The sequence below is a fragment of the Marivita sp. genome (assembly GCF_051859345.1).
Classification (GTDB): Bacteria; Pseudomonadota; Alphaproteobacteria; order Rhodobacterales; family Rhodobacteraceae; genus Marivita.
Genome location: NZ_JBHYFV010000051.1, coordinates 1 through 18,104, shown reverse-complemented (window position 1 = coordinate 18,104; position 18,104 = coordinate 1). Strand labels below are relative to the sequence as shown.

Genomic DNA, 18,104 nt, shown 5'->3' with positions numbered 1-18,104 from the left:
ACACTGGTCAGTCTGATCCTGGCGCATACGACCTTTGCCCTGCCCTACGCCCTATGGCTGCTCCGGTCCTTCATGGAAGGTGTGCCCGAGGATCTGGAATCCGCCGCGCTGGTGGACGGGGCGTCCCGCATGGGCGCATTCCGGGACATCATTCTGCCGCAGCTTCTACCCGGCATCATCTCGACCGCGCTTTTCACCTTCATCCTGTCGTGGAACGAATATCTTTACGCGCTGGTGCTGGTGAATTCGGACAGCGTCGCACCGCTCACCACGGGCGTGATGTCGATGCTCATTTCGGCCTTCAACATCGAATGGTCCCTTCTCATGGCGGCGTCCGTGATGATGAGCCTTCCGCTCATTATCGTCTTCGCCTTCCTGCAAAGCTATCTGACCAGCGGCTTCGGTGCCGGTGGCGTGAAAGGATAATCTCTCTTGGCTGATGTCACCCTCACCAATGTCCGCAAGCAATTCGGCACGTTCGTCGCGTTGGAAAATCTGGACATCGAAATCAAGTCAGGCGAATTTGTCGCCTTGCTGGGCCCGTCGGGCTGCGGCAAATCCACGACGTTGCGCATGTTGGCCGGGCTGGACTTTCCGACCTCGGGCGACATTTCGATCGACGGGCGCGTGGTCAATGACGTGGCCCCCGGCAAACGCGACATCGCGATGGTGTTCCAGTCCTACGCGCTTTACCCGCACATGAGCGTGGCCGAGAACATCGCCTACCCGCTCAAGAAACGCGGCGTTAAAGCGGCGGATCGCAAGGTCGCGGTGCAGAAGGCCGCGGAGTTGCTGCAACTCGAACCGCTGCTGGATCGCAAACCCAAGCAATTGTCTGGTGGCCAGCAACAGCGCGTTGCCCTTGGCCGTGCGCTGGTTCGCGAACCCAAGGTGTTCCTGCTCGACGAACCGCTGTCGAACCTAGATGCCAAGCTGCGCAGCTACATGCGCGCCGAGCTGATCGAGCTGCACCGCCGCCTGGGCAAGACGATGGTCTACGTCACCCATGACCAGCTTGAGGCGATGACGATGGCCAACCGCATTGCTGTGATGCATGGCGGCAAGCTGCAACAGTTCGACACGCCCGACGCCGTCTACAACCGACCGGCCAACCGCTTTGTTGCCAGTTTCATCGGAACGCCGTCCATGAACCAGCTTGAGGGCCAAGTCGAGGGGTCGCGGTTCCTGTTTGCCGGTCATGGCATCGAGATCGACCGCAACCAGTTTACCGACGATCTGGGCAGCGGCGCGTTTGTGCTGGGTGTGCGACCTGAATTCGTGTCGATTGGCGATGGCGATGTGCCCGCCAAGATCAGGCTTGTGGAAAACACCGGACACGAACAGATCGTCACATTGGAATTGACGGACGGCACACGTCTTCTGGCGCGCACGGATGCCGGACGACGCCTGGATGTGGGGCAGACTGTGCAGATCGGATTTCACCCGGACGCCATTCACCTCTTCGCTCCCGGTGAAGAAGGCCCAAGGCTCAATAAGGACGACGCGGCTTCGGTGATCCCGATGCGGTCGCGATAGGAAAGGACCAAACATGGCGCATATCAGGGATCTTGACCGGAATTACGTCTTCCACCCGTTCAGCATGGCAAACGCACACGAGCAAAGCGGAGCCGCCATGATGGCGCAAACCGCACAGGGGTGCTGGATCACCGATGACGCGGGCAAGCGGTATTTCGATGCGATGGCGGGCCTGTGGTGTGTGAATGTCGGCTATGGCCGCGACCGCATTGCCGATGCGATGGCCGACCAGGCACGCAAGTTGTCCTACTTTCACGGGTTTTCGTCGATGGCGACGGAACCGGCGGCGGTGCTGGCCGAACGGGTGATCTCGAAAGCGCCCAAAGGGTTTAGAAAGGTCTTCTTTGGTGCGTCCGGGTCTGACGCAAATGACACGCAGGTCAAGCTGGTCTGGTTTTACAACAATGCCCGCGACATGCCGCAGAAAAAGAAGATCATCTCGCGGGATCGCGGCTATCACGGCGTGACTGTCATGACGGGTGGTCTGACCGGGCTGCCGGGGCTGCATGCGGGTTTTGACTTGCCTCTGCCGATGATCCGCCATGTCTCTGCGCCGCACAATTTGTGGACACGGCTGCCCGACGAGACCGATGCTGCGTTCAGCGATCGCCTGGCGCAAGAACTCGAAGACCTGATTGTTGCCGAAGGTCCAGACACGGTCGCGGCCTTTATCGCAGAGCCGGTCATGGGCGCAGGGGGCGTGATCGTGCCGCCGGACGGCTATTTTCCGAAAATCCAGGCAGTTCTGGATCGGTACGATGTTCTTTTGATCGCCGACGAGGTGATCTGTGGCTTCGGACGTCTGGGCACATGGTTCGGGTCCGAAAAGATGGACATGACACCCGATCTCATGTCCGTGGCCAAGGGCATCACCTCGGGGTATGCGCCGCTGTCTGGTGTTCTGGTCGGTGAAAAGGTCTGGTCGGTGATCTCTGGTCAGGGTGCCGCCAAGTTCGGCGCGTTCGGGCATGGATACACATATACGGCTCATCCGGTGATGGCGGCCGCCGCGTTGGCCAATCTGGATATCCTGGAAGAGGACAACCTTGTAAGCCGCGCAGGAGAGATGGGAACCTATCTGAACACCACCCTGAAACAGGCCTTTGCCGATCTGCCCATCGCCGCCGAAGTACGCGGACTTGGGCTAGTGGCAGCGGTGGAATTTGCCCAGCCCACGTCCGAAGGTTGGCGCAAGTTCGACCCTAAACTTACCGTCGCCGCCCGCATCGTTCGCGCCGCACTCGAAGATGGGGTGATCGCGCGTGCCTTGCCCAACGGCGACGCGGTGTCTTTTTCTCCACCATTCATCGTCACACATGAAGAGATCGATCTTGCCATTTCGACCATTCGACGCGCCGCCGAACAGATTTACAGCGCGTTGAAGGCCGAAGGCCAACTTACCACCACAGCAGCCTGAGGTCAGACCAGTGAACAAAACCAGCATAGACTGGACGGGTGCCATGCCCGCGATTACCACCCCCTTCACCCAATCGGGAGAGGTGGATCACGAAGGGCTCGCCAGGAACATCCGCCGCATGTTGTCGGCCGGATCGACCGGCGTCATTGCCGCCGGGTGCACTGGCGAATTCTGGAGCCTGACCGAAACCGAACGAGCCGCAGTTTACAAGACGGCGGTCAACACTGTCGGAGACAACGGCACCACCATCGTTGGTGCCGCTGCGATCACACCGTCGGGTGTAATCGAGGCGCTTCATGCCGCCAAGGAGTCCGGATGCAACGGTGCGCTCGTTCTTCCCCCGTACTTCGCCCATCTCACCGAACGCGAGGTGATCCGACATTATGAAACGGTTGCGGCCGAGGCACCGCTGCCGATCATGCTGTACAACATTCCCGGGAATGCCGGGAACGCGCTGACGCCTCAGATCGTCGATGTCCTCGCCAATCTTGATCCAGTTGTCGCGATCAAGGAAAGCTCTGGCGACTGGATCAATTTCCAGAAAACACTGTATGTCTGCAAGGGGCGGATCAAGGTGTTCTGCGGCCCGTCGTCGACCATCGGAGTGCCCGCGATGCTGGCGGGGTGCGACGGGTTGATCGACTGCTTCCCGAACGTGTGGACGGGATGTATCGACATGTGGTCCCTGTACCAAGCTGGCAAGATCGAAACGGCTTGGGAATATCAGGCGCGCGCGCAGGCGCTGACAGATCTTTTTGTCAGCGGCGGGCGTACCTTGTATCCGGCAACCAAGGCGGCGATGGATCACCTGGGCTTTCCGGGTGGCGGAACCCCTCGCGCTCCCCTGCAACCTCTTGAAGGGGAGGCTTTGCAGGAGTTGCTGCAAGGGCTGAACCAGATACTCGACCGCAAGGACACAGCGGCCTGAGCGCCGCTACACTGAACTCGAAAGGAAGACAAACACATGGATTTGGGGCTCAAGGGACGCAAGGCAATCGTCAGCGCGGCAAGCAAGGGGCTTGGCCGTGCCTGCGCCATGTCACTGGCCGGAGAAGGGGTTGATCTTGTTCTGAACGCGCGCTCCGAGGATGCGCTCGAGGCCACTGCCGAGGACATTCGTCAGGCGCATGGCGTCAAGGTCACGACCGTGGCTGCCGATTACAATACCGATGAGGGGCGCGAGGCGGTGTTTGCCGCGGCTGGCGAACCGGACATCCTTGTCACCAACCCCGGCGTGCGCCAGATCCCCGGCGATTTCACTGAATGGGACAAGGACGAATGGCAATACTGGCTGGACGTGCATTTCTTCTCGTCGCTCCAGATGATCCAGACGGTTCTGCCGGGGATGCGCGATCGCAAATTCGGACGGATCGTTAACATCTCGGTCAGCTTCATCAAGTTCCCGCAACAGAACTTCGCCCATTCCCACGCCGCGCGTCTGGCGCTGTCGGGCGCGATTGCGTCGATGGTGCGGGATGTGGCCCCGGACAACGTGACCATCAACACCGTCTGTCCCGGTTTCTTTGATACCGACGCGCTGACCACGAACCTGCACAACCACGCGCGGCGCGGCAACACAACCTACGAGGCGATTGTCGAGAACCGTCTGCAAAGCGTACCCGCAGGCCGGTTCGCCGATCCGTCGGAATGCGGTGATCTGGTCACCTTCCTGTGCTCGGCGCAGGCCGGGTTCATCCTTGGACAAAACATCATCAACGATGGTGGCGTTTATCAGGGTCTCTTCTGATGGAGCCACGTCTGGTCATGGTCTCGGGCGGCGCGCGTGGTCTGGGCGCGGCGCTGGTCCAGCGGTGTCTTGCCGACGGCTACCGCGTGTCCGTCGGCGCGCGCAATCCCGATGCGGTGCAAGAAGCATTTGGAGACAGCGTGACCGCCCATAGGTTCGACGCGGACGACCCCGGCACAGCGCAATCGTGGGTCGATGCCACGCTTGCGCAGATGGGCGCGCCCGACGCGCTTATCAATAACGCCGGTATCCTGCGCATGGTAACGTTCGAGACAGGCGACGAAGACGATCTCGACGCCATGTGGGGCGTCAACGTCAAGGCTCCCTTTCGCCTGATCCGCGCCGCCCTGCCCCATCTCAAGGCTTCAGGCCGAGGGCGCGTGGTCAACATCGCCTCGACCGATGGCAAACGCTACCGCGATGCCAGCGCCTCCATCGGCTACGTGATGACCAAGCAGGCGCTGATCGCCATGACCCACGCGGTGCGCTTTGCCGGTTGGGACGACGGGTTGCGCGGCACAGCCATCTGCCCCGGTGCCGTCGATACAGACATGATCGCCGATTTGCCGGGCGTCACGCCAAAGGCGCAACGCCTGCAACCACAGGACGTGGCCGAGATCGTGTCGCTGGTGCTCAGGCTGCCCAATCAGGCGAGTATCCCCGAAATCGTCGCCAACACGCGGTTGGAAAGCACGATTTGAAATCAAACTTCGCTGGCGGTTTTGCAGATTTGCAGGCAGGGTTGGGCATGTTGGAAAAACAGACCCTGTCCCTGACCGATATCCGCGTGCCGGCGAAACGCGCAAAGACGCTTGATCCTGCAAAAGTGCAAAGCCTTGGCGAAGACATTTTGCAAAATGGCATGACCATACCCATTCAGGTCCGCAGGGACGGAACGGGTTTTATCCTGGTCGAAGGTCTGCACAGGCTTGAGGCAATGCGCGCGCTTGGCGAGACCTACATCGAGGCGTATCTGGTGCGGGCCCGCCTTCACTGACGGGCCCTGCTTTCGCTATTCCGCCGCCAACCGCTTGGCGTGCTTGCGGGTATAGGCCCGCCACGTTGTGGCCCATTGCGCAGGATCCGCCATATCGGCCCCCTTGATCTGGTGGATCGGCGCATTGTGAGGCGCGGTCTTCACCACATCCGGTGTTTCGTAGGCTTCGTGGATGACATGCTCCATCACGTCGATCCAGTAGTCGATATCCTCGCGCGACCACAATTCTCCGGCCTCGGGCGTGAAGGGTTCGGCCACCAGCCAAGGCTCATGGCTCAGCCACAGCGCGTCGATGCCGAAATCGGTCATGCGGTTGGAAATGTCGACGATGGTACAGCCGGTGTCTTTCGTCACCTGTTCGACCGAATGGCGCGTCATCTCCATGCGCGGCGCGGTCACATCGGGGTTGGAGCGGCTGACGCCCTTCACTTCGGACAGCCGCTTGTCCATGTAATTGTTGGCCAGAACCGACACATCGGCAGCGGTGCGCAGCCCCTCGGCCCCCATCGCCCGTGCCCAGGCATAGGCCTTGAGCACCTGCGGTGCGTTGCCCCAGAATTCACGCACCCGCCCGATGCTGTGCGGGCGGTCGTCGTCGAGCGTGTAGCGGTTGCCATCCTTGACCACCAAAGGCGACGGCAGGAACGGCACCAGATGTTCGGCGCAGCCATAAGCACCGACGGCCGGACCACCGCCGCCCTTGGGTGCGCCAAAGGTCTTGTGCAGCATGTACATGCAGGCATCGAAGCCCAGTTCCCGTGCCCGTAGGCGCGTCATCACGCCGTTGAAATTGGCGTGGTCATAGAAGCACAAACCACCGGCCTCCTTCACCAACCGCACCCATTCCTTGATGTCGGGATTGTAGATCCCCATGTCATCGGGGTTGTTCACCATCAACGCTGCCGTGCGCGGGCCGATTACCGATTTGAGCTGTTCGAGCGACGGATACCCTCCCTCCTCAAGGCTAAGCGTGATCACCTCGAACCCGGCAGTGTTGGCCGTGGCGGGCGAACAGGGATGCGTCTGGATCGTGGTGATGATCTGGTCGCGTTGCTCCAGTTCTCCGCGAGAGGCGTGATAGGCGCGGGTGACGCAGGCATGGGTATAGGCCGCATCGGCCCCGCCACCCGCCTGGAACACGAACTGGTCCATGCCGCTGACTTCGCACAGGAAATCGCTGAAGTTGTCGTAAAGCTCCAGCACACCTTGCAACGTGTCCGGGTGCTGCAACGGGTGCAGGTCCGCCAGATGCTCCATCGCCGCACGTTCGCCGATGCGTGGGTTGTATTTCATCGTGCAGGTGCCAAACAGCGACACACCCATCATGCCCAGCGTCATCTGGCTCAGATGCAGATAGTGGCGCAGCGCATCATGCTCGGTCAGTTCCGGCAAGGCGGGCGCGGTCTTGCGCATCGCGCCTTTGGGCAGGTCCGGCGCAGGTGCATCGTCGAACACCACGCCCCGGCGACCGGGACAGCCCATTTCCATGACGACGGGTTCCGCCCAGCGGGGGGCCTGAAAACCGTTGAATTGCGCTTTGGTTCTGTTTGCGATGGGGGCGGTCATGCCAACACCTCCTTCAATGTCGATACAAGTCGGGCGATATCACCCTCGGTATGGGCTTCGGTCACGCAGACCAGCATGCACTGTCCGTCGATACCCGGCTCGCCACTGATATCCTTGCCACCGAAAATCCCGCGCTTGCGCAGCGCGTCGTTCACATCGGCAACCTTGGCGCTGTCGAACGTGACAACGAATTCCTTGAAGACAGGGCGGCCCAGATCGACGGAACACCCCGCAAGCCCGTCGATGGCCTCGGCCGCGTGACGCGACCGGGCCATGATCAGCCGCCCGATGTCGGCAAAGCCTTCTGGCCCCATCGCGCTCATGTAGGCGGCATTGGCCAGCGCCCAGAGATAGACCGAGTTGCCGGTCCAGTCCTTGCCTTCCTCGCGGCTGCCATAAGATGTTTGATGGAACAACGTCAGGCCGAACCCGTATTCGCCTTCCTTGATCGTTTCCCCGATCGAGATGTTGAGCGTGTTGTATTCGCGGGCGTACCGCTCTTCATCCGGGCTGGCGATAAAGCCGCCGACCCCGCCGCCAGCGTTCATGTGAACACCCATCGGCTGTGTCGGACCAACAGCGATGGTGGCACCATAAGCACCGGGCGCCTCCAGCAGGCCCAACGACAGGGGATCGACACCGACGATGGCCTCTGCCCCAACCTTGCGCGCCATGTCGCAGAGTGTGCTGGGATCGTCGTCAATCACGCCATGATAAGACGGGGTTTCAAAATACAGGGCCGCGACGCTGTCATCCATCTTGGCCGCCAGATCGTCCCGGTCAATGCAGCCGTCCGCACCCACCGCAATCTCGACGATCTCGATATGCCGGGCCATCTCGCGCGGTTCGCAATAGTTGCGCAGCACCGACAGGCGTTCCGGGTCCATCACCGCCGGGATCAACACCTTGCGCCGCCCCGTCATGCGCGATGCCATGCGCACCGAATGGCCAATCGCACAGCCCCAAGAATAAACAGGTAAACCGACGAAATCCATTTCGACCAATGCGCCAATCTGGCTGCAAAATTCGAACCACGCCTGATTGCGGCCGTGATCCGATGTCGGCGAACCAAAAACCGAGGTCTGCCATTCATAGCGGTTGGCCACCTCATCACAGATCGCGGGTACATAATGTGGCCAAGCCCCAGCACCCAGAAAGGACAGGTTGTCCTTGCAGGTGACATTCTTGCGCATCAGGTCGTCCAGATGCCGCGACAGCGCCACCTCGGAGGCCAGTTGCGGAGGCAGGTTGAACGGCTTGGCGTACAAGTGATCCTCGGGGATCTGCGAAAACAGGCTGTCCACCGAATTCAACCCCAGCGCTGACAGCATCTCCTGCTGGATCGACGGGACGGAATTCGCCATCCACGGATGGGCTTTGGTCATGTCTCGGCTCCTCGTTTTGTCATGTCTCATGTCAATGCACGACCCGGACGACCTGACGTCGCCCCGGTCCTGTAGTGACCTGCCAATAGCCGGCCAGTCGCGCATCAAGTGCGACATCGCCGGTATCGACGGTCAATTCCTGCGGGTTGAGCGCGTTGAGCTTGTCGGCCGCGCAGATCACATCGATCCGGTCGGGTCCGACGCGGTTGATCAACCGTCCGGAAATCTGCTGGTTGCCGCGCCCCAGAATGAAACCCTGGCCGCCCACAACCGTCAGAACGATCCGCGCCGGTGCGCCGTCCGCAAGTGCAGCAAGCAATTGCTCCTCGCTCAGGTCACGGTCGACAATTGCGCCATCCCGTGCCAGATCGACCCCAAGCAGCCTCCCACCGCCAAGCCGGTCCTTGAGCGCATTCATTGTCGTGCCCGGACCCAGTATATAAAGGCAGCCGGGTTCCATCCGCCGCACATACTCGGCCAGCGCCGCATCTGTTTCGGCCAGGAGATCTCCTCCTCCGGCCTTGGGGTTTTGCCGCACCCCGCGTGCCACAGGGCTGCGTGCAACGGAAAACAGTTGTGCCGACAATCGGCCGGCGCGACGTTCCGCTTCGTCGATATCAAGGATCTCCACCAATTCGACCGGGTGATCGGGATCTTTCAGAAACGCGGCGGCGGCCTGTCCTGCCCGTTCGGGACTGCGGGCAAAGACCCCGGAATGCATCTTGACGCCCGCCGGGATGCCAAGGATCGGAACTCCGGATATGTTGGCAGCGGCCACATCACGGGCTGTACCATCGCCACCGCAAAACAGGATGAGGGACACCTTGCCTTGCATGGCAGCAACCAGCGCGCGCGTGTCGTCGGGAGAATAGGACAGCGCGTCAACGTGCAGGACCGATGCCATCGGAGCAAGCTCCTGTCCAAGCGCCTTGGGACCAGTAAAGATGGATGCCGCCGGAAAAGATTGCAGAAAGGCAGCCAGCGCGCGCTCTGCACGCACAGGTGAAGTAAGCTGCCCACCTTCGGAGCGAACGCGCGCTGCAAGAGCAGGATCGTCGCTGCCTTTCCAGGCCGCAGGACCGCCTATCCCGGCATAGGGATTCACAAGGAATCCGAGCGAGTTCATATTCTGACCAGCCTCATGTCATTTTCGGACTTTTGTTCGCACTTCGAAACAATGCACACGGAAGAGCCGAGGAGCAACAGGAAAACTGCATTTCCCCCCGATCATTTTCCCCGGCTGTTCTGATCTTTGACTGGCTTTGATGATGGCAGCCATCGTCACGCCGTGGCCCACACCGAAAACGTCAGGAAACCAGACATTCGCTGCGGACGAGACGGCTTCAAGACTCAGCTTTGCAAGCAGACACTGCCGACGCGTTGGCGCCTGCTCGCACTACTCGAAGGGCAGCAGTGGTATTTTCAAAGCGGCTGAACTCCGTCGGTTGAAGCATTCCCGAAAACACGCGCCCAACCGACTTCGATAACGACCTGCATTGCGTCCCTTGCCGCAACCTCGTCCCTTGCCGCGATGGCATCGACGATACGCTGATGATCGTTGCAGATTTTCACCTGCTGGCCCGGCTTTGGTTCAGGTGATGATCGCCGGAGCAGTGAAAGCAGGGCCGCACCGACCAGCGACACAACGGAAAAGAAAAAGGCGTTGCCCGCAGCATCGAAGATGGCCTGATGAAACTCAAAATCAGCCAGCGAGAATTCGGCTTCGCCTTCGGCCGAACGCATCACCGCCACACAGGCCTGGATGCGGGCGATGTCCTCGGTCGTGGCATCGCGCGCGGCGAGCGCGGCTGCGTGGGGCTCGAAGGCCAGCCGCATTTCGAAAAGCTGCTCGTAAAAGCTGTCGCTCGGCTCTCCGTCAAGATGCCAGCGAAGCACCTGGGCGTCGAACATGTTCCATTCGTGCCGGGGTTGGATGCGTGTGCCGACCCGCGCCTTGGGGGCAACCATGCCCTTGGCGGCCAGCGTTTTCATCGCCTCGCGCAAGACGGTACGCGAAACGCCGAATTCCTCGACCAGTTCCTCGTCCCGCGGAAGCAGGTCGCCGGGCGGCGGTTTTCCTGCGACGATGGAGCGACCGATCCCCTCAACGACCCGTCCGTGACTTCCGCTGGTCTCGCGCTGTCGCGGATCGATCTGGCCGAAAAGTTGCTTCATGTCAGGTTGGCGAGCTTCGCTGTCGTTGTCCTAGGGTCAGGAGACCCTTTTGAAGCAGAATAAACAGAAGTAAAAGCATTCCAATGACGATTTTGGTCCACCAGCTCGAAAGCGATCCATCGAACACGATATAGGTCTGGATCAGGCCCATCGTGAGGACGCCGATCAATGTGCCGAAGACATAGCCGGACCCTCCGGAAAGAATCGTTCCCCCGATGACCACGGTGGCGATTGCGGTCAGTTCGGTGCCGACGGTCGCCAGCGGGTAGCCCGATCCGGTGTAGACCGAGAACACGATGCCCGACAGTCCGGCCATGAAGCCCGAGAACGCGTAGATCTTGACAGTCGTGAGGCCGACGGAAACGCCCATCAGCCGGGCTGTGTGCTCTCCTCCGCCCAACGCAAAGACGGAGGTGCCGAACCGGGTGCGGTGGGCGATGATCATGCCTGCAAGAACGGTCAACAGCATCATGACGCCGATCAACGTCAGGCGCCCGCCGCCGGGCATCCGGTAATAGCCGCCCAGCACATCGTAGAAAGCATGGTCGATGGGCACGCTGTCGATGGTCAGCATGTAGGCCGCACCGCGCGCCAGAAACATGCCCGCCAGCGTGACAATGAACGCAGGCATCGCCAGCCCGTGGATCAGTGCGCCCATCGCCGCGCCGAAACCTGTGGTGATTGCAAGCAGCATGGTAAAGACGATCAGCGGATGCAGGCCGGTGTCGCGCAGCATCACGGCGACAAAGACCCCGGAGAAGGCGATGACCGACCCGACGGACAGGTCAATTCCGCCCGACAGGATCACAACCGTCATTCCGACCGCAACGATGCCCAGATAGGCATTGTCGGTCAGAAGGTTGCCGACCACGCGCGTCGACAGCATCGCCGGGAACTGGATGTAACAGATCAGGTAGGCAATCAGGAAGATGACGACCGTCGCATAAAGTGGAAGAATGCGCGCGTTCATTCTGTGGCCTCCTTTGAATCCCGTGACGTATCCGTGCCACGCGATCGTCGCAGCTTGCGCGACAGATGCGGGCTCAGCTTCGGCGATTGCAGCACGAGAATGACAACGACGAGACCGGCCTTGATCACGAGGTTGAATTCAGACGGAAAGCCCGCAAGCAGGATGCCGGTGTCGATTGTCTGTATGATGAGCGCACCCAGAAGCGATGCGGCGATGGAAAAGCGCCCACCCAAAAGAGACGTGCCGCCAATCACAACCGCGAGGATCGCGTCAAGTTCGAGCCAGAGACCTGCGTTGTTGGCGTCGGCGCCTCGGATATCCGCAGTCACGATAATCCCCGCAAGCGCCGCACAGAGTCCCGAGGCGACATAGACGGCGATCAGAAGAACCTGCGCATTCACACCGGCCAGCGCACTGGCGGGGCGATTGATCCCGATCGCTTCGATCAGAAGGCCAAGCGCAGTCCGCCGGACCAGCAGGCCAAAGGCGATGCCGGTGCAGATCCAGATTACGATGGGCGTGGGGATGCCCAGAACGTCTCCGGCACCGAAAAAGGCAAAGCCCTCGTGGCTGAAGGTCAGGATGCGTCCTTCGGTGATCATCTGGGCAATGCCGCGCCCGCCGACCATCAGGATCAGCGTGGCGACAATCGGCTGTATGCCGAAAACGGCAACAAGAAAGCCGTTCCACAGACCGCAAAGCAGGCCCGCGCCCAGCCCGACGGCAAGCGCGGCGGCCACTCCGAAGCCGCTGGCGATGGCCCATGCCGATGCAGCACCGCAGATCGCCATGACCGCACCGACACTGAGATCGATGCCACGCGTGGCGATCACCAGCGTCATTCCGACGGCCAGCAAGGCCACCGGCGCGCCGCGTTTGAGAACGTCGATCGCACTGCCGACAAAGCGACCGTCAGAAATCTCGACGGACAGGAAACTGGGAAAATAAGCGGTCACCAGCGCGATGACCGCGATGAGGGTCAGCAGTTGCGGGGCAAGGCGGCGCAATCTCCGGCTCATGACGTGGCCCTTTCGGCGTCGTCGCGCGTGGCGATCGCATTGATGATCCGATTGGTCTCGATCTCTTCGCCGACAAGCTGCGACACGTGCTCGCGGTCGCGGACCACGATGACCCGGTCGGAGGCCGCGATCAGTTCGTCGAACTCCGAAGAGATCAGGAGAATGGACATGCCTTGATCCGTGAGGTCGCCGATCAGCCTGAGGATTTCGGCATGGGCGCCGACGTCGATTCCGCGCGTCGGCTCATCAAGAATGAGAAAGCGAGGGTTCATCGCGAGCCAGCGGGCCAAAACGACTTTCTGCTGGTTCCCGCCCGAGAGATCGCCCACTGCCTTTTCCGCGCTTGATGTTCGGATGTCGAGCCGGCGGATATAATCATTGGCCAGCTTCTTCTGCTCGGCTTGCGGGATCGGCCTTGCCCAGCCGCGCCGGGCCTGAAGCGCCAGCGCGATGTTCTCGCGCACGGACAGATCCGCGACGATCCCGTCGGTCTTGCGGTCTTCGGGCGCATAGCCAAAGCCCTCTGCGATAGCCATGCGGGGCGTGCTGAGGTTGAGCTTGCCCTGCGTGTCCCAGGCCTCGCCCCGATCGGCGGGTGTCCTGCCAAAAAGCACGTCGGCGGTTTCGGTGCGGCCAGAACCAAGCAGCCCGGCCAGTCCGATAACCTCGCCCGCCCGCACGTCGAGATCGAAGGGTTCGATCTTGCCGCGACGACTGATCCCCTTGAACGTCAGCAGATCGGCACACCCCTTGCGGGCGGCATGGCGTTGTTCCGCCTCCACGAGTTCATGGCCAAGCATGTGATGAATCAGCTCGACGCGGTTGGTCTTGGAGGTCTTTTCAGTCACGATGTGCTGGCCGTTGCGCAACACGGTCATCCGGTCGCTGAGCGAGAACACCTGATCAAGAAAATGCGAGATGAAGATGATCCCCAGCCCCCGTTCGCGCAGGCCGCGCACAACCTCGAACAGGGTCTCGGTCTCGCGCGCATCAAGGCTTGCGGTGGGTTCATCGAGAATAAGGACCTTGCCTGACAGAGCCACGGCGCGGGCTATGGCGACGATCTGCTGGACTGCCACGGAATAGCTCCCCAACTCGCGCGAGACGTTCACCTGATCAAGGCCGTAGCCTGCCAGCATCTCTTCCGCATCGGCGCGCATGCGGCGGCCCGAGACCATGCCGAAGCGCGTCGGTTGGCGGCCAAAGGTCAGGTTTTCTGCCACGGTCAGGTTGGGCAGAAGGTTGACCTCCTGATAGACGGTGCCGATCCCGAGTTCTTGGGCGTCGTGGGTCGAGGCGGGCGAAATGGGATGACCGTCAAGTTCGATTCTACCGCTGTCGCGTGCGTGAACGCCGGTCAGACATTTGATGAGTGTCGACTTTCCAGCGCCGTTCTCACCCAGAAGCGCATGCACTTCGCCTGCGGCAAGATCGAGCCGCACATTGTCAAGCGCCAGTGTTCCTGGGAAAGTCTTGGTCAAGTCGCGGACGGTAAGGAGCATCCGGTGCCTTTCTGAAACGATCAGTGCGGCGCCCCAACGGGGCGCCGCTTTCGGGCAGTCATGCCCGCTGGTCCGACAAGATCAGTAGCCGAGGTCCTTGCGGGCCTCGTATTCGGCCATCGGATCGTCGTCCTGCGTGTAAAGCGCGGACTCGGTCTGGATAAATTTCTCGGGCTCGGTGCCGTCGGCCATGTAGGCTTCCAGCGCGTCAAAGGCCGGGCCCGCCATGTTCGGTGTCAGTTCAACCGTCGCGTTGGCATCCCCCTCCGCCATGGCCAGGAAGATGTCCGGGACGGCATCGATGGAGACGATCAGGATGTCGTCGCCCGGGTCGATCCCGGCTTCCTTGATCGCCTGGATCGCACCGATCGCCATGTCATCGTTGTGGGCATAGAGTGCGCAGATGTTTTCACCGCCACCTTCGGCCTGAAGGAAGCTTTCCATGACTTCCTTGCCGCCGGAGCGGGTGAAGTCACCGGTCTGACTGCGTGCAATCTCGATCTCGGCGTTGCCTTCGATCGCATTGCGGAAGCCGGTCGCACGGTCGATGGCGGGCGACGACCCGGTGGTGCCCTGAAGCTCGACCACGCGGCAGTCGCCCTCGGGCTTGTTGTCGACCAGCCACTGACCGGCAACCTGACCTTCGTGAACCAGATCAGAGCCGACGGCGGTCAGATATAGATCGTCGGAACTGTCGACCCGGCGGTCCAGAAGAACGACGGGGATTTCGGCCTCTTTGGCTTCTTCCAGCACCGAATCCCAGCCTGTCGCCACGACAGGCGCAAGCAGGATCGCGTCGACGCCCTGGGCGACGAAGGACCGAATTGCGGCAATCTGATTCTCCTGCCGCTGCTGGGCATCCGAAAAACGCAGATCAACGCCGCGCGCCTCGGCTTCCTGCCGGGTCACGGTCGTTTCGGCTGCACGCCAGCCCGATTCCGATCCGATCTGCGAGAACCCGATCGTCTGAGCGGTCGCACTTGTCGAGAGCGCAGCAATGGCTGCACCTAGCAATAGTTTGTTCATGGTTTCCTCCCTGAAACGGCCGAAGCCTGAATCGATAAAGTCATATAGTATTACTTAATGCAAGAGGGACGAATTCCGTTTTGACCGAAAATTGACGTGGGGAAAGCCTACCCATTGAATCGCGACGTTACAAAACGCACCTGCCGAGCAAGGTTTGCGACACCACCTCTTCCTTTGGTATCTGGGAAATAATTGGTCAAAGGTCTTAGAACTCCGTCAATCGATGTGAAGACTCCAGCCTGGCCGGATCGCAGCGGGCGCGACGACCGGATCCAAGATTGAATCTCTGCCGCACGGCGTTGTCGATTTGTCTATCGGCTTGGGGATCTCCATTTGTCTGGTGGCTGTGACTGGTCTGTGCAAAAGGATGACAGATTGAAACGGAGTGCAAAGCTTGCAGACATTTCACTTCATCCGACACGCCCAGTCGTTGCACAACGCTTTGCAGGAACCGGGTCAGCCCGATCCGATGGTGCGCGATGCTGCACTGACTGAATTGGGGTTGAAACAAGCTCAGACACTGGGTTCCGAGATGACTGGCGGGCCTGTCTTTGACCTTGTGGTCATTACGCCCTTCACCCGCACCATTCAGACCGCGCTACGCGCCTTTGCCCACAGCCCCGCGCCCCGCGTCATTCTTGATCTCCACCGCGAACATCTTGACAGCTATTGCGATGTGGGCCGCAGCCCTTCGCATCTTTGCAAGCTTTTTCCGATGTTCGACTTTGATCACTTGAATGATCCCTGGTGGTTCATTGATCCCAGTTCTGATGCGCCTTACGATAAGGAACCCATGGATGTCTTGATGAAGCGGGTGGAAGACTTTAGTGCTTGGCTCAAGGCGCGGCCGGAACAAACCATCGGCGTTGTCGGCCACGGCACCTTCCTGCGGGCGCTGACCGGCCATCAATTCCAGAACGCAGAGCGTCTGGTCACTAATCTTTAGGCGCGAAGCCGTGGTTCCACGCTGCTGCCTGTCACTGTGTCAGGGCGTAACAAATGAAGACCGCCTTCTATGATCCCCAAGGATACATTTTGTCCGGGGCATAATCCTGCAACATCTTGATCGGGCAACAAGGCAGTTACGGCACCAATCACCGTATCGAATTCGACTTCCGTGGTAGCCCCAAGAAACGACACCGCCGTGACAGTTGCGGCCAGTCCCTTTTTCGCCGGACGCAAAGATTCCGGGCGCAACACGACCGATACTGGACCGGGCGCTATGTCCTGACTGTGCGGAAATTTGGCGCCGTCAAGAATGACATCCGTGCCATCCCACTCTCCGGACACAATATTCGCCGAGCCGATGAAGTCGGCGACAAACCGTGTGGCAGGTTGGCGATAAAGCTCGCGTGGAGTACCGATCTGTTCGATCCGCCCGGAATTCATCACCACAACTCGATCCGAAATCGCCAAAGCCTCTTCCTGATCGTGCGTGACGTAGACGGCGGTCAGTCCCAGACGTTGCTGAAGTGCGCGGATCTCGGCGCGGACATGGTGGCGCAGTTTGGCATCGAGATTCGACAACGGCTCGTCAAACAGGATAACGCGGGGTTTCATCACCAGCGCCCTCGCCAGCGCAACCCGCTGCTGCTGGCCACCCGAAAGGGCATCGACCGCCCGTTCCGCGTAGTCGCCAAGCCCGACAAGAGACAGCGCCTCTGCCACGCGGTCGGCGATTTCGACGCGGGGACGGCGCGCCACGCGCAGGCCGTAAGCCACGTTCGAAAACACGTTCATATGCGGAAAAAGTGCATAGGATTGAAAAACCATCGTCACATCGCGCTTTTCGGCAGGCAAATGGGTCACATCCTCGTCCCCGATGACAATGGCTCCGCTGGTCGGGTCTTCCAGCCCAGCGATCATCCGAAGGGTTGTGGTCTTCCCGCAACCCGACGGGCCAAGCAGCGTGACCAGTTCGCCGGGCGCAATGGTCAGACCGATATTGTCGACCGCCAATGCACCAGTTCCAAAGGATTTCATGACCGATTGCAAAATCACCGCCGCCGATGTGACCTTGGCTCCGATGTTCATAGCGACATTCCTTTTCCACGATTGCGTGCATCGACGCGGCGCGAGACGACCAACAACAGCAGGATCAAGATCAGCAAGCCGAAGATCAGCACTGTCGCCATGGCCGCAGCGCGCCCCAACCGTCCCTGTTCAACCCAGGACAACAACAACACCGTGGCAAGGTTGTTGCCTGCACTGACCAAAAAGATCACCTGGCTTACCGATGTCATGGCAGACACGAACGCAAATATCAGTCCCGCCAGCAGCGGATAGAGCAACAGCGGTGCAAGCACGCGCACCATCGTTACCCCGGACCCGGCCCGCAGCGTCGCGGACGCCTCTTCAAGCGACTGGTCAATCTGGGACAGTCCCGCCATCGAGGCCCGGATCGCAACAGGCATATTGCGGAACACCAGTGCCAGCACGATGATCACCGATGTGCCGGTCATCAGAAGCGCACCATCATTGAACGCCAGAATATAGGCGAGCCCCATCACCGTCCCCGGCGTCGCGAATGACAAAAGCGATCCGAACTCCAGATACGAGCGCCCATAGAACCGGTGCCGCGTGACCAGATAGGCGATCAGCCCACCGATGATCATTGCAGGGACGGCGCTCGCGGCTGAAAGCTTGACCGTATACCAGACGGTCGGCCAGCCCTGATTCCAGAAATCGACATAGTGGCTGAAGGTGATGGCATTATTGATGCCCCAGATTTCAACCAGCGAACCGTAAACAATCGCTGCATAAA

18 protein-coding genes are annotated in these 18,104 nt (G+C 60.5%); 8 read left to right on the top strand and 10 right to left on the bottom strand.

The features are described from left to right. The 7 genes from ACTIEN_RS20170 to ACTIEN_RS20140 all read left to right on the top strand — a co-directional run. Positions 1–426 (top strand): carbohydrate ABC transporter permease (locus tag ACTIEN_RS20170; RefSeq protein WP_439524947.1); only part of this gene is annotated, 426 nt, incomplete at its 5' end. A gap of 6 nt (positions 427–432) precedes the next feature. Next, on the top strand, positions 433–1,536 hold the full coding sequence (locus tag ACTIEN_RS20165) for an ABC transporter ATP-binding protein (RefSeq protein WP_439524946.1): 1,104 nt from the start codon (positions 433–435) through the stop codon (positions 1,534–1,536). A 13-nt stretch (positions 1,537–1,549) separates the two neighbouring features. Continuing rightward, on the top strand, positions 1,550–2,953 hold the full coding sequence (locus ACTIEN_RS20160) for an aminotransferase (RefSeq protein WP_439524945.1): 1,404 nt from the start codon (positions 1,550–1,552) through the stop codon (positions 2,951–2,953). 43 nt (positions 2,954–2,996) lie between these two features. Beyond that, a complete protein-coding gene (locus ACTIEN_RS20155) occupies positions 2,997–3,881 on the top strand; it encodes a dihydrodipicolinate synthase family protein (RefSeq protein WP_439524944.1) in 885 nt (294 codons plus the stop codon). Positions 3,882–3,917: 36 nt separating this feature from the next. After that, complete coding sequence (locus ACTIEN_RS20150) at positions 3,918–4,700, top strand: SDR family oxidoreductase (protein ID WP_439524943.1); 783 nt, start codon at positions 3,918–3,920, stop codon at positions 4,698–4,700. Then, entirely contained in the window at positions 4,700–5,401 is a 702-nt protein-coding gene (locus ACTIEN_RS20145; protein WP_439524942.1) for an SDR family NAD(P)-dependent oxidoreductase, read from the top strand. The genes ACTIEN_RS20150 and ACTIEN_RS20145 overlap by 1 nt, the downstream gene beginning before the upstream one ends. Positions 5,402–5,448: 47 nt before the next feature. Beyond that, positions 5,449–5,697, top strand: coding sequence for a ParB N-terminal domain-containing protein (locus tag ACTIEN_RS20140; protein WP_439524941.1), 249 nt, complete (start codon positions 5,449–5,451; stop codon positions 5,695–5,697). A 15-nt stretch (positions 5,698–5,712) separates the two neighbouring features. On the opposite strand, the gene gcvPB is transcribed toward ACTIEN_RS20140, so the two are convergent. From gcvPB to ytfQ, 8 genes are all read right to left on the bottom strand, one after another. Beyond that, positions 5,713–7,263, bottom strand: coding sequence for an aminomethyl-transferring glycine dehydrogenase subunit GcvPB (gene gcvPB / locus ACTIEN_RS20135; protein ID WP_439524940.1), 1,551 nt, complete (start codon positions 7,261–7,263; stop codon positions 5,713–5,715). Beyond that, positions 7,260–8,648: an aminomethyl-transferring glycine dehydrogenase subunit GcvPA gene (gene gcvPA, locus ACTIEN_RS20130; RefSeq protein WP_439524939.1), complete on the bottom strand. Its 1,389-nt coding sequence runs from the start codon at positions 8,646–8,648 to the stop codon at positions 7,260–7,262. Before gcvPA ends, gcvPB begins: the two co-directional genes overlap by 4 nt. 31 nt (positions 8,649–8,679) lie before the next feature. Continuing rightward, complete coding sequence (locus ACTIEN_RS20125; protein ID WP_439524938.1) at positions 8,680–9,774, bottom strand: ATP-NAD kinase family protein; 1,095 nt, start codon at positions 9,772–9,774, stop codon at positions 8,680–8,682. A 296-nt stretch (positions 9,775–10,070) separates the two neighbouring features. Continuing rightward, positions 10,071–10,823, bottom strand: coding sequence for a FadR/GntR family transcriptional regulator (locus ACTIEN_RS20120; RefSeq protein ID WP_439524937.1), 753 nt, complete (start codon positions 10,821–10,823; stop codon positions 10,071–10,073). 1 nt (position 10,824) lies between these two features. Beyond that, a complete protein-coding gene (gene yjfF / locus ACTIEN_RS20115) occupies positions 10,825–11,793 on the bottom strand; it encodes a galactofuranose ABC transporter, permease protein YjfF (RefSeq protein WP_439524936.1) in 969 nt (322 codons plus the stop codon). After that, a complete protein-coding gene (locus tag ACTIEN_RS20110; protein ID WP_439524935.1) occupies positions 11,790–12,812 on the bottom strand; it encodes an ABC transporter permease in 1,023 nt (340 codons plus the stop codon). The genes yjfF and ACTIEN_RS20110 overlap by 4 nt, the downstream gene beginning before the upstream one ends. Further along, positions 12,809–14,314: a sugar ABC transporter ATP-binding protein gene (locus tag ACTIEN_RS20105; protein ID WP_439524934.1), complete on the bottom strand. Its 1,506-nt coding sequence runs from the start codon at positions 14,312–14,314 to the stop codon at positions 12,809–12,811. Before ACTIEN_RS20105 ends, ACTIEN_RS20110 begins: the two co-directional genes overlap by 4 nt. Positions 14,315–14,395: 81 nt before the next feature. Continuing rightward, the gene (gene ytfQ / locus ACTIEN_RS20100) at positions 14,396–15,340 is read right to left on the bottom strand and encodes a galactofuranose ABC transporter, galactofuranose-binding protein YtfQ (RefSeq protein WP_439524933.1); all 945 of its coding nucleotides are present in this window, start codon (positions 15,338–15,340) and stop codon (positions 14,396–14,398) included. 394 nt (positions 15,341–15,734) lie between these two features. Between ytfQ and ACTIEN_RS20095 the strand changes: the two genes are divergently transcribed. Next, positions 15,735–16,286 carry a histidine phosphatase family protein gene (locus tag ACTIEN_RS20095; RefSeq protein WP_439524932.1) on the top strand — a complete coding sequence of 184 codons (552 nt, stop codon included), beginning with the start codon at positions 15,735–15,737 and terminating at the stop codon, positions 16,284–16,286. Here ACTIEN_RS20095 and ACTIEN_RS20090 read toward each other — a convergent pair. Both ACTIEN_RS20090 and ACTIEN_RS20085 read right to left on the bottom strand, forming a co-directional pair. Continuing rightward, on the bottom strand, positions 16,283–17,374 hold the full coding sequence (locus ACTIEN_RS20090) for an ABC transporter ATP-binding protein (protein ID WP_439524931.1): 1,092 nt from the start codon (positions 17,372–17,374) through the stop codon (positions 16,283–16,285). The genes ACTIEN_RS20095 and ACTIEN_RS20090 overlap by 4 nt on opposite strands. Further along, positions 17,371–18,104 (bottom strand): ABC transporter permease (locus ACTIEN_RS20085; protein WP_439524930.1); only part of this gene is annotated, 734 nt, incomplete at its 5' end. The genes ACTIEN_RS20085 and ACTIEN_RS20090, both read right to left, overlap by 4 nt.

What these genes read in the sequence shown, in the direction of transcription:
- ACTIEN_RS20160 (WP_439524945.1), top strand. Translation starts at nt 1,550, where the DNA reads ATGGCGCATATCAGGGATCTTGACCGGAATTACGTCTTCCACCCGTTC.
- ACTIEN_RS20155 (WP_439524944.1), top strand. Translation starts at nt 2,997, where the DNA reads ATGCCCGCGATTACCACCCCCTTCACCCAATCGGGAGAGGTGGATCAC.
- ACTIEN_RS20150 (WP_439524943.1), top strand. Translation starts at nt 3,918, where the DNA reads ATGGATTTGGGGCTCAAGGGACGCAAGGCAATCGTCAGCGCGGCAAGC.
- ACTIEN_RS20145 (WP_439524942.1), top strand. Translation starts at nt 4,700, where the DNA reads ATGGAGCCACGTCTGGTCATGGTCTCGGGCGGCGCGCGTGGTCTGGGC.
- ACTIEN_RS20140 (WP_439524941.1), top strand. Translation starts at nt 5,449, where the DNA reads ATGTTGGAAAAACAGACCCTGTCCCTGACCGATATCCGCGTGCCGGCG.
- gcvPB (WP_439524940.1), bottom strand. Translation starts at nt 7,263, where the DNA reads ATGACCGCCCCCATCGCAAACAGAACCAAAGCGCAATTCAACGGTTTT.
- gcvPA (WP_439524939.1), bottom strand. Translation starts at nt 8,648, where the DNA reads ATGACCAAAGCCCATCCGTGGATGGCGAATTCCGTCCCGTCGATCCAG.
- ACTIEN_RS20125 (WP_439524938.1), bottom strand. Translation starts at nt 9,774, where the DNA reads ATGAACTCGCTCGGATTCCTTGTGAATCCCTATGCCGGGATAGGCGGT.
- ACTIEN_RS20120 (WP_439524937.1), bottom strand. Translation starts at nt 10,823, where the DNA reads ATGAAGCAACTTTTCGGCCAGATCGATCCGCGACAGCGCGAGACCAGC.
- yjfF (WP_439524936.1), bottom strand. Translation starts at nt 11,793, where the DNA reads ATGAACGCGCGCATTCTTCCACTTTATGCGACGGTCGTCATCTTCCTG.
- ACTIEN_RS20110 (WP_439524935.1), bottom strand. Translation starts at nt 12,812, where the DNA reads ATGAGCCGGAGATTGCGCCGCCTTGCCCCGCAACTGCTGACCCTCATC.
- ACTIEN_RS20105 (WP_439524934.1), bottom strand. Translation starts at nt 14,314, where the DNA reads ATGCTCCTTACCGTCCGCGACTTGACCAAGACTTTCCCAGGAACACTG.
- ytfQ (WP_439524933.1), bottom strand. Translation starts at nt 15,340, where the DNA reads ATGAACAAACTATTGCTAGGTGCAGCCATTGCTGCGCTCTCGACAAGT.
- ACTIEN_RS20090 (WP_439524931.1), bottom strand. Translation starts at nt 17,374, where the DNA reads ATGAACATCGGAGCCAAGGTCACATCGGCGGCGGTGATTTTGCAATCG.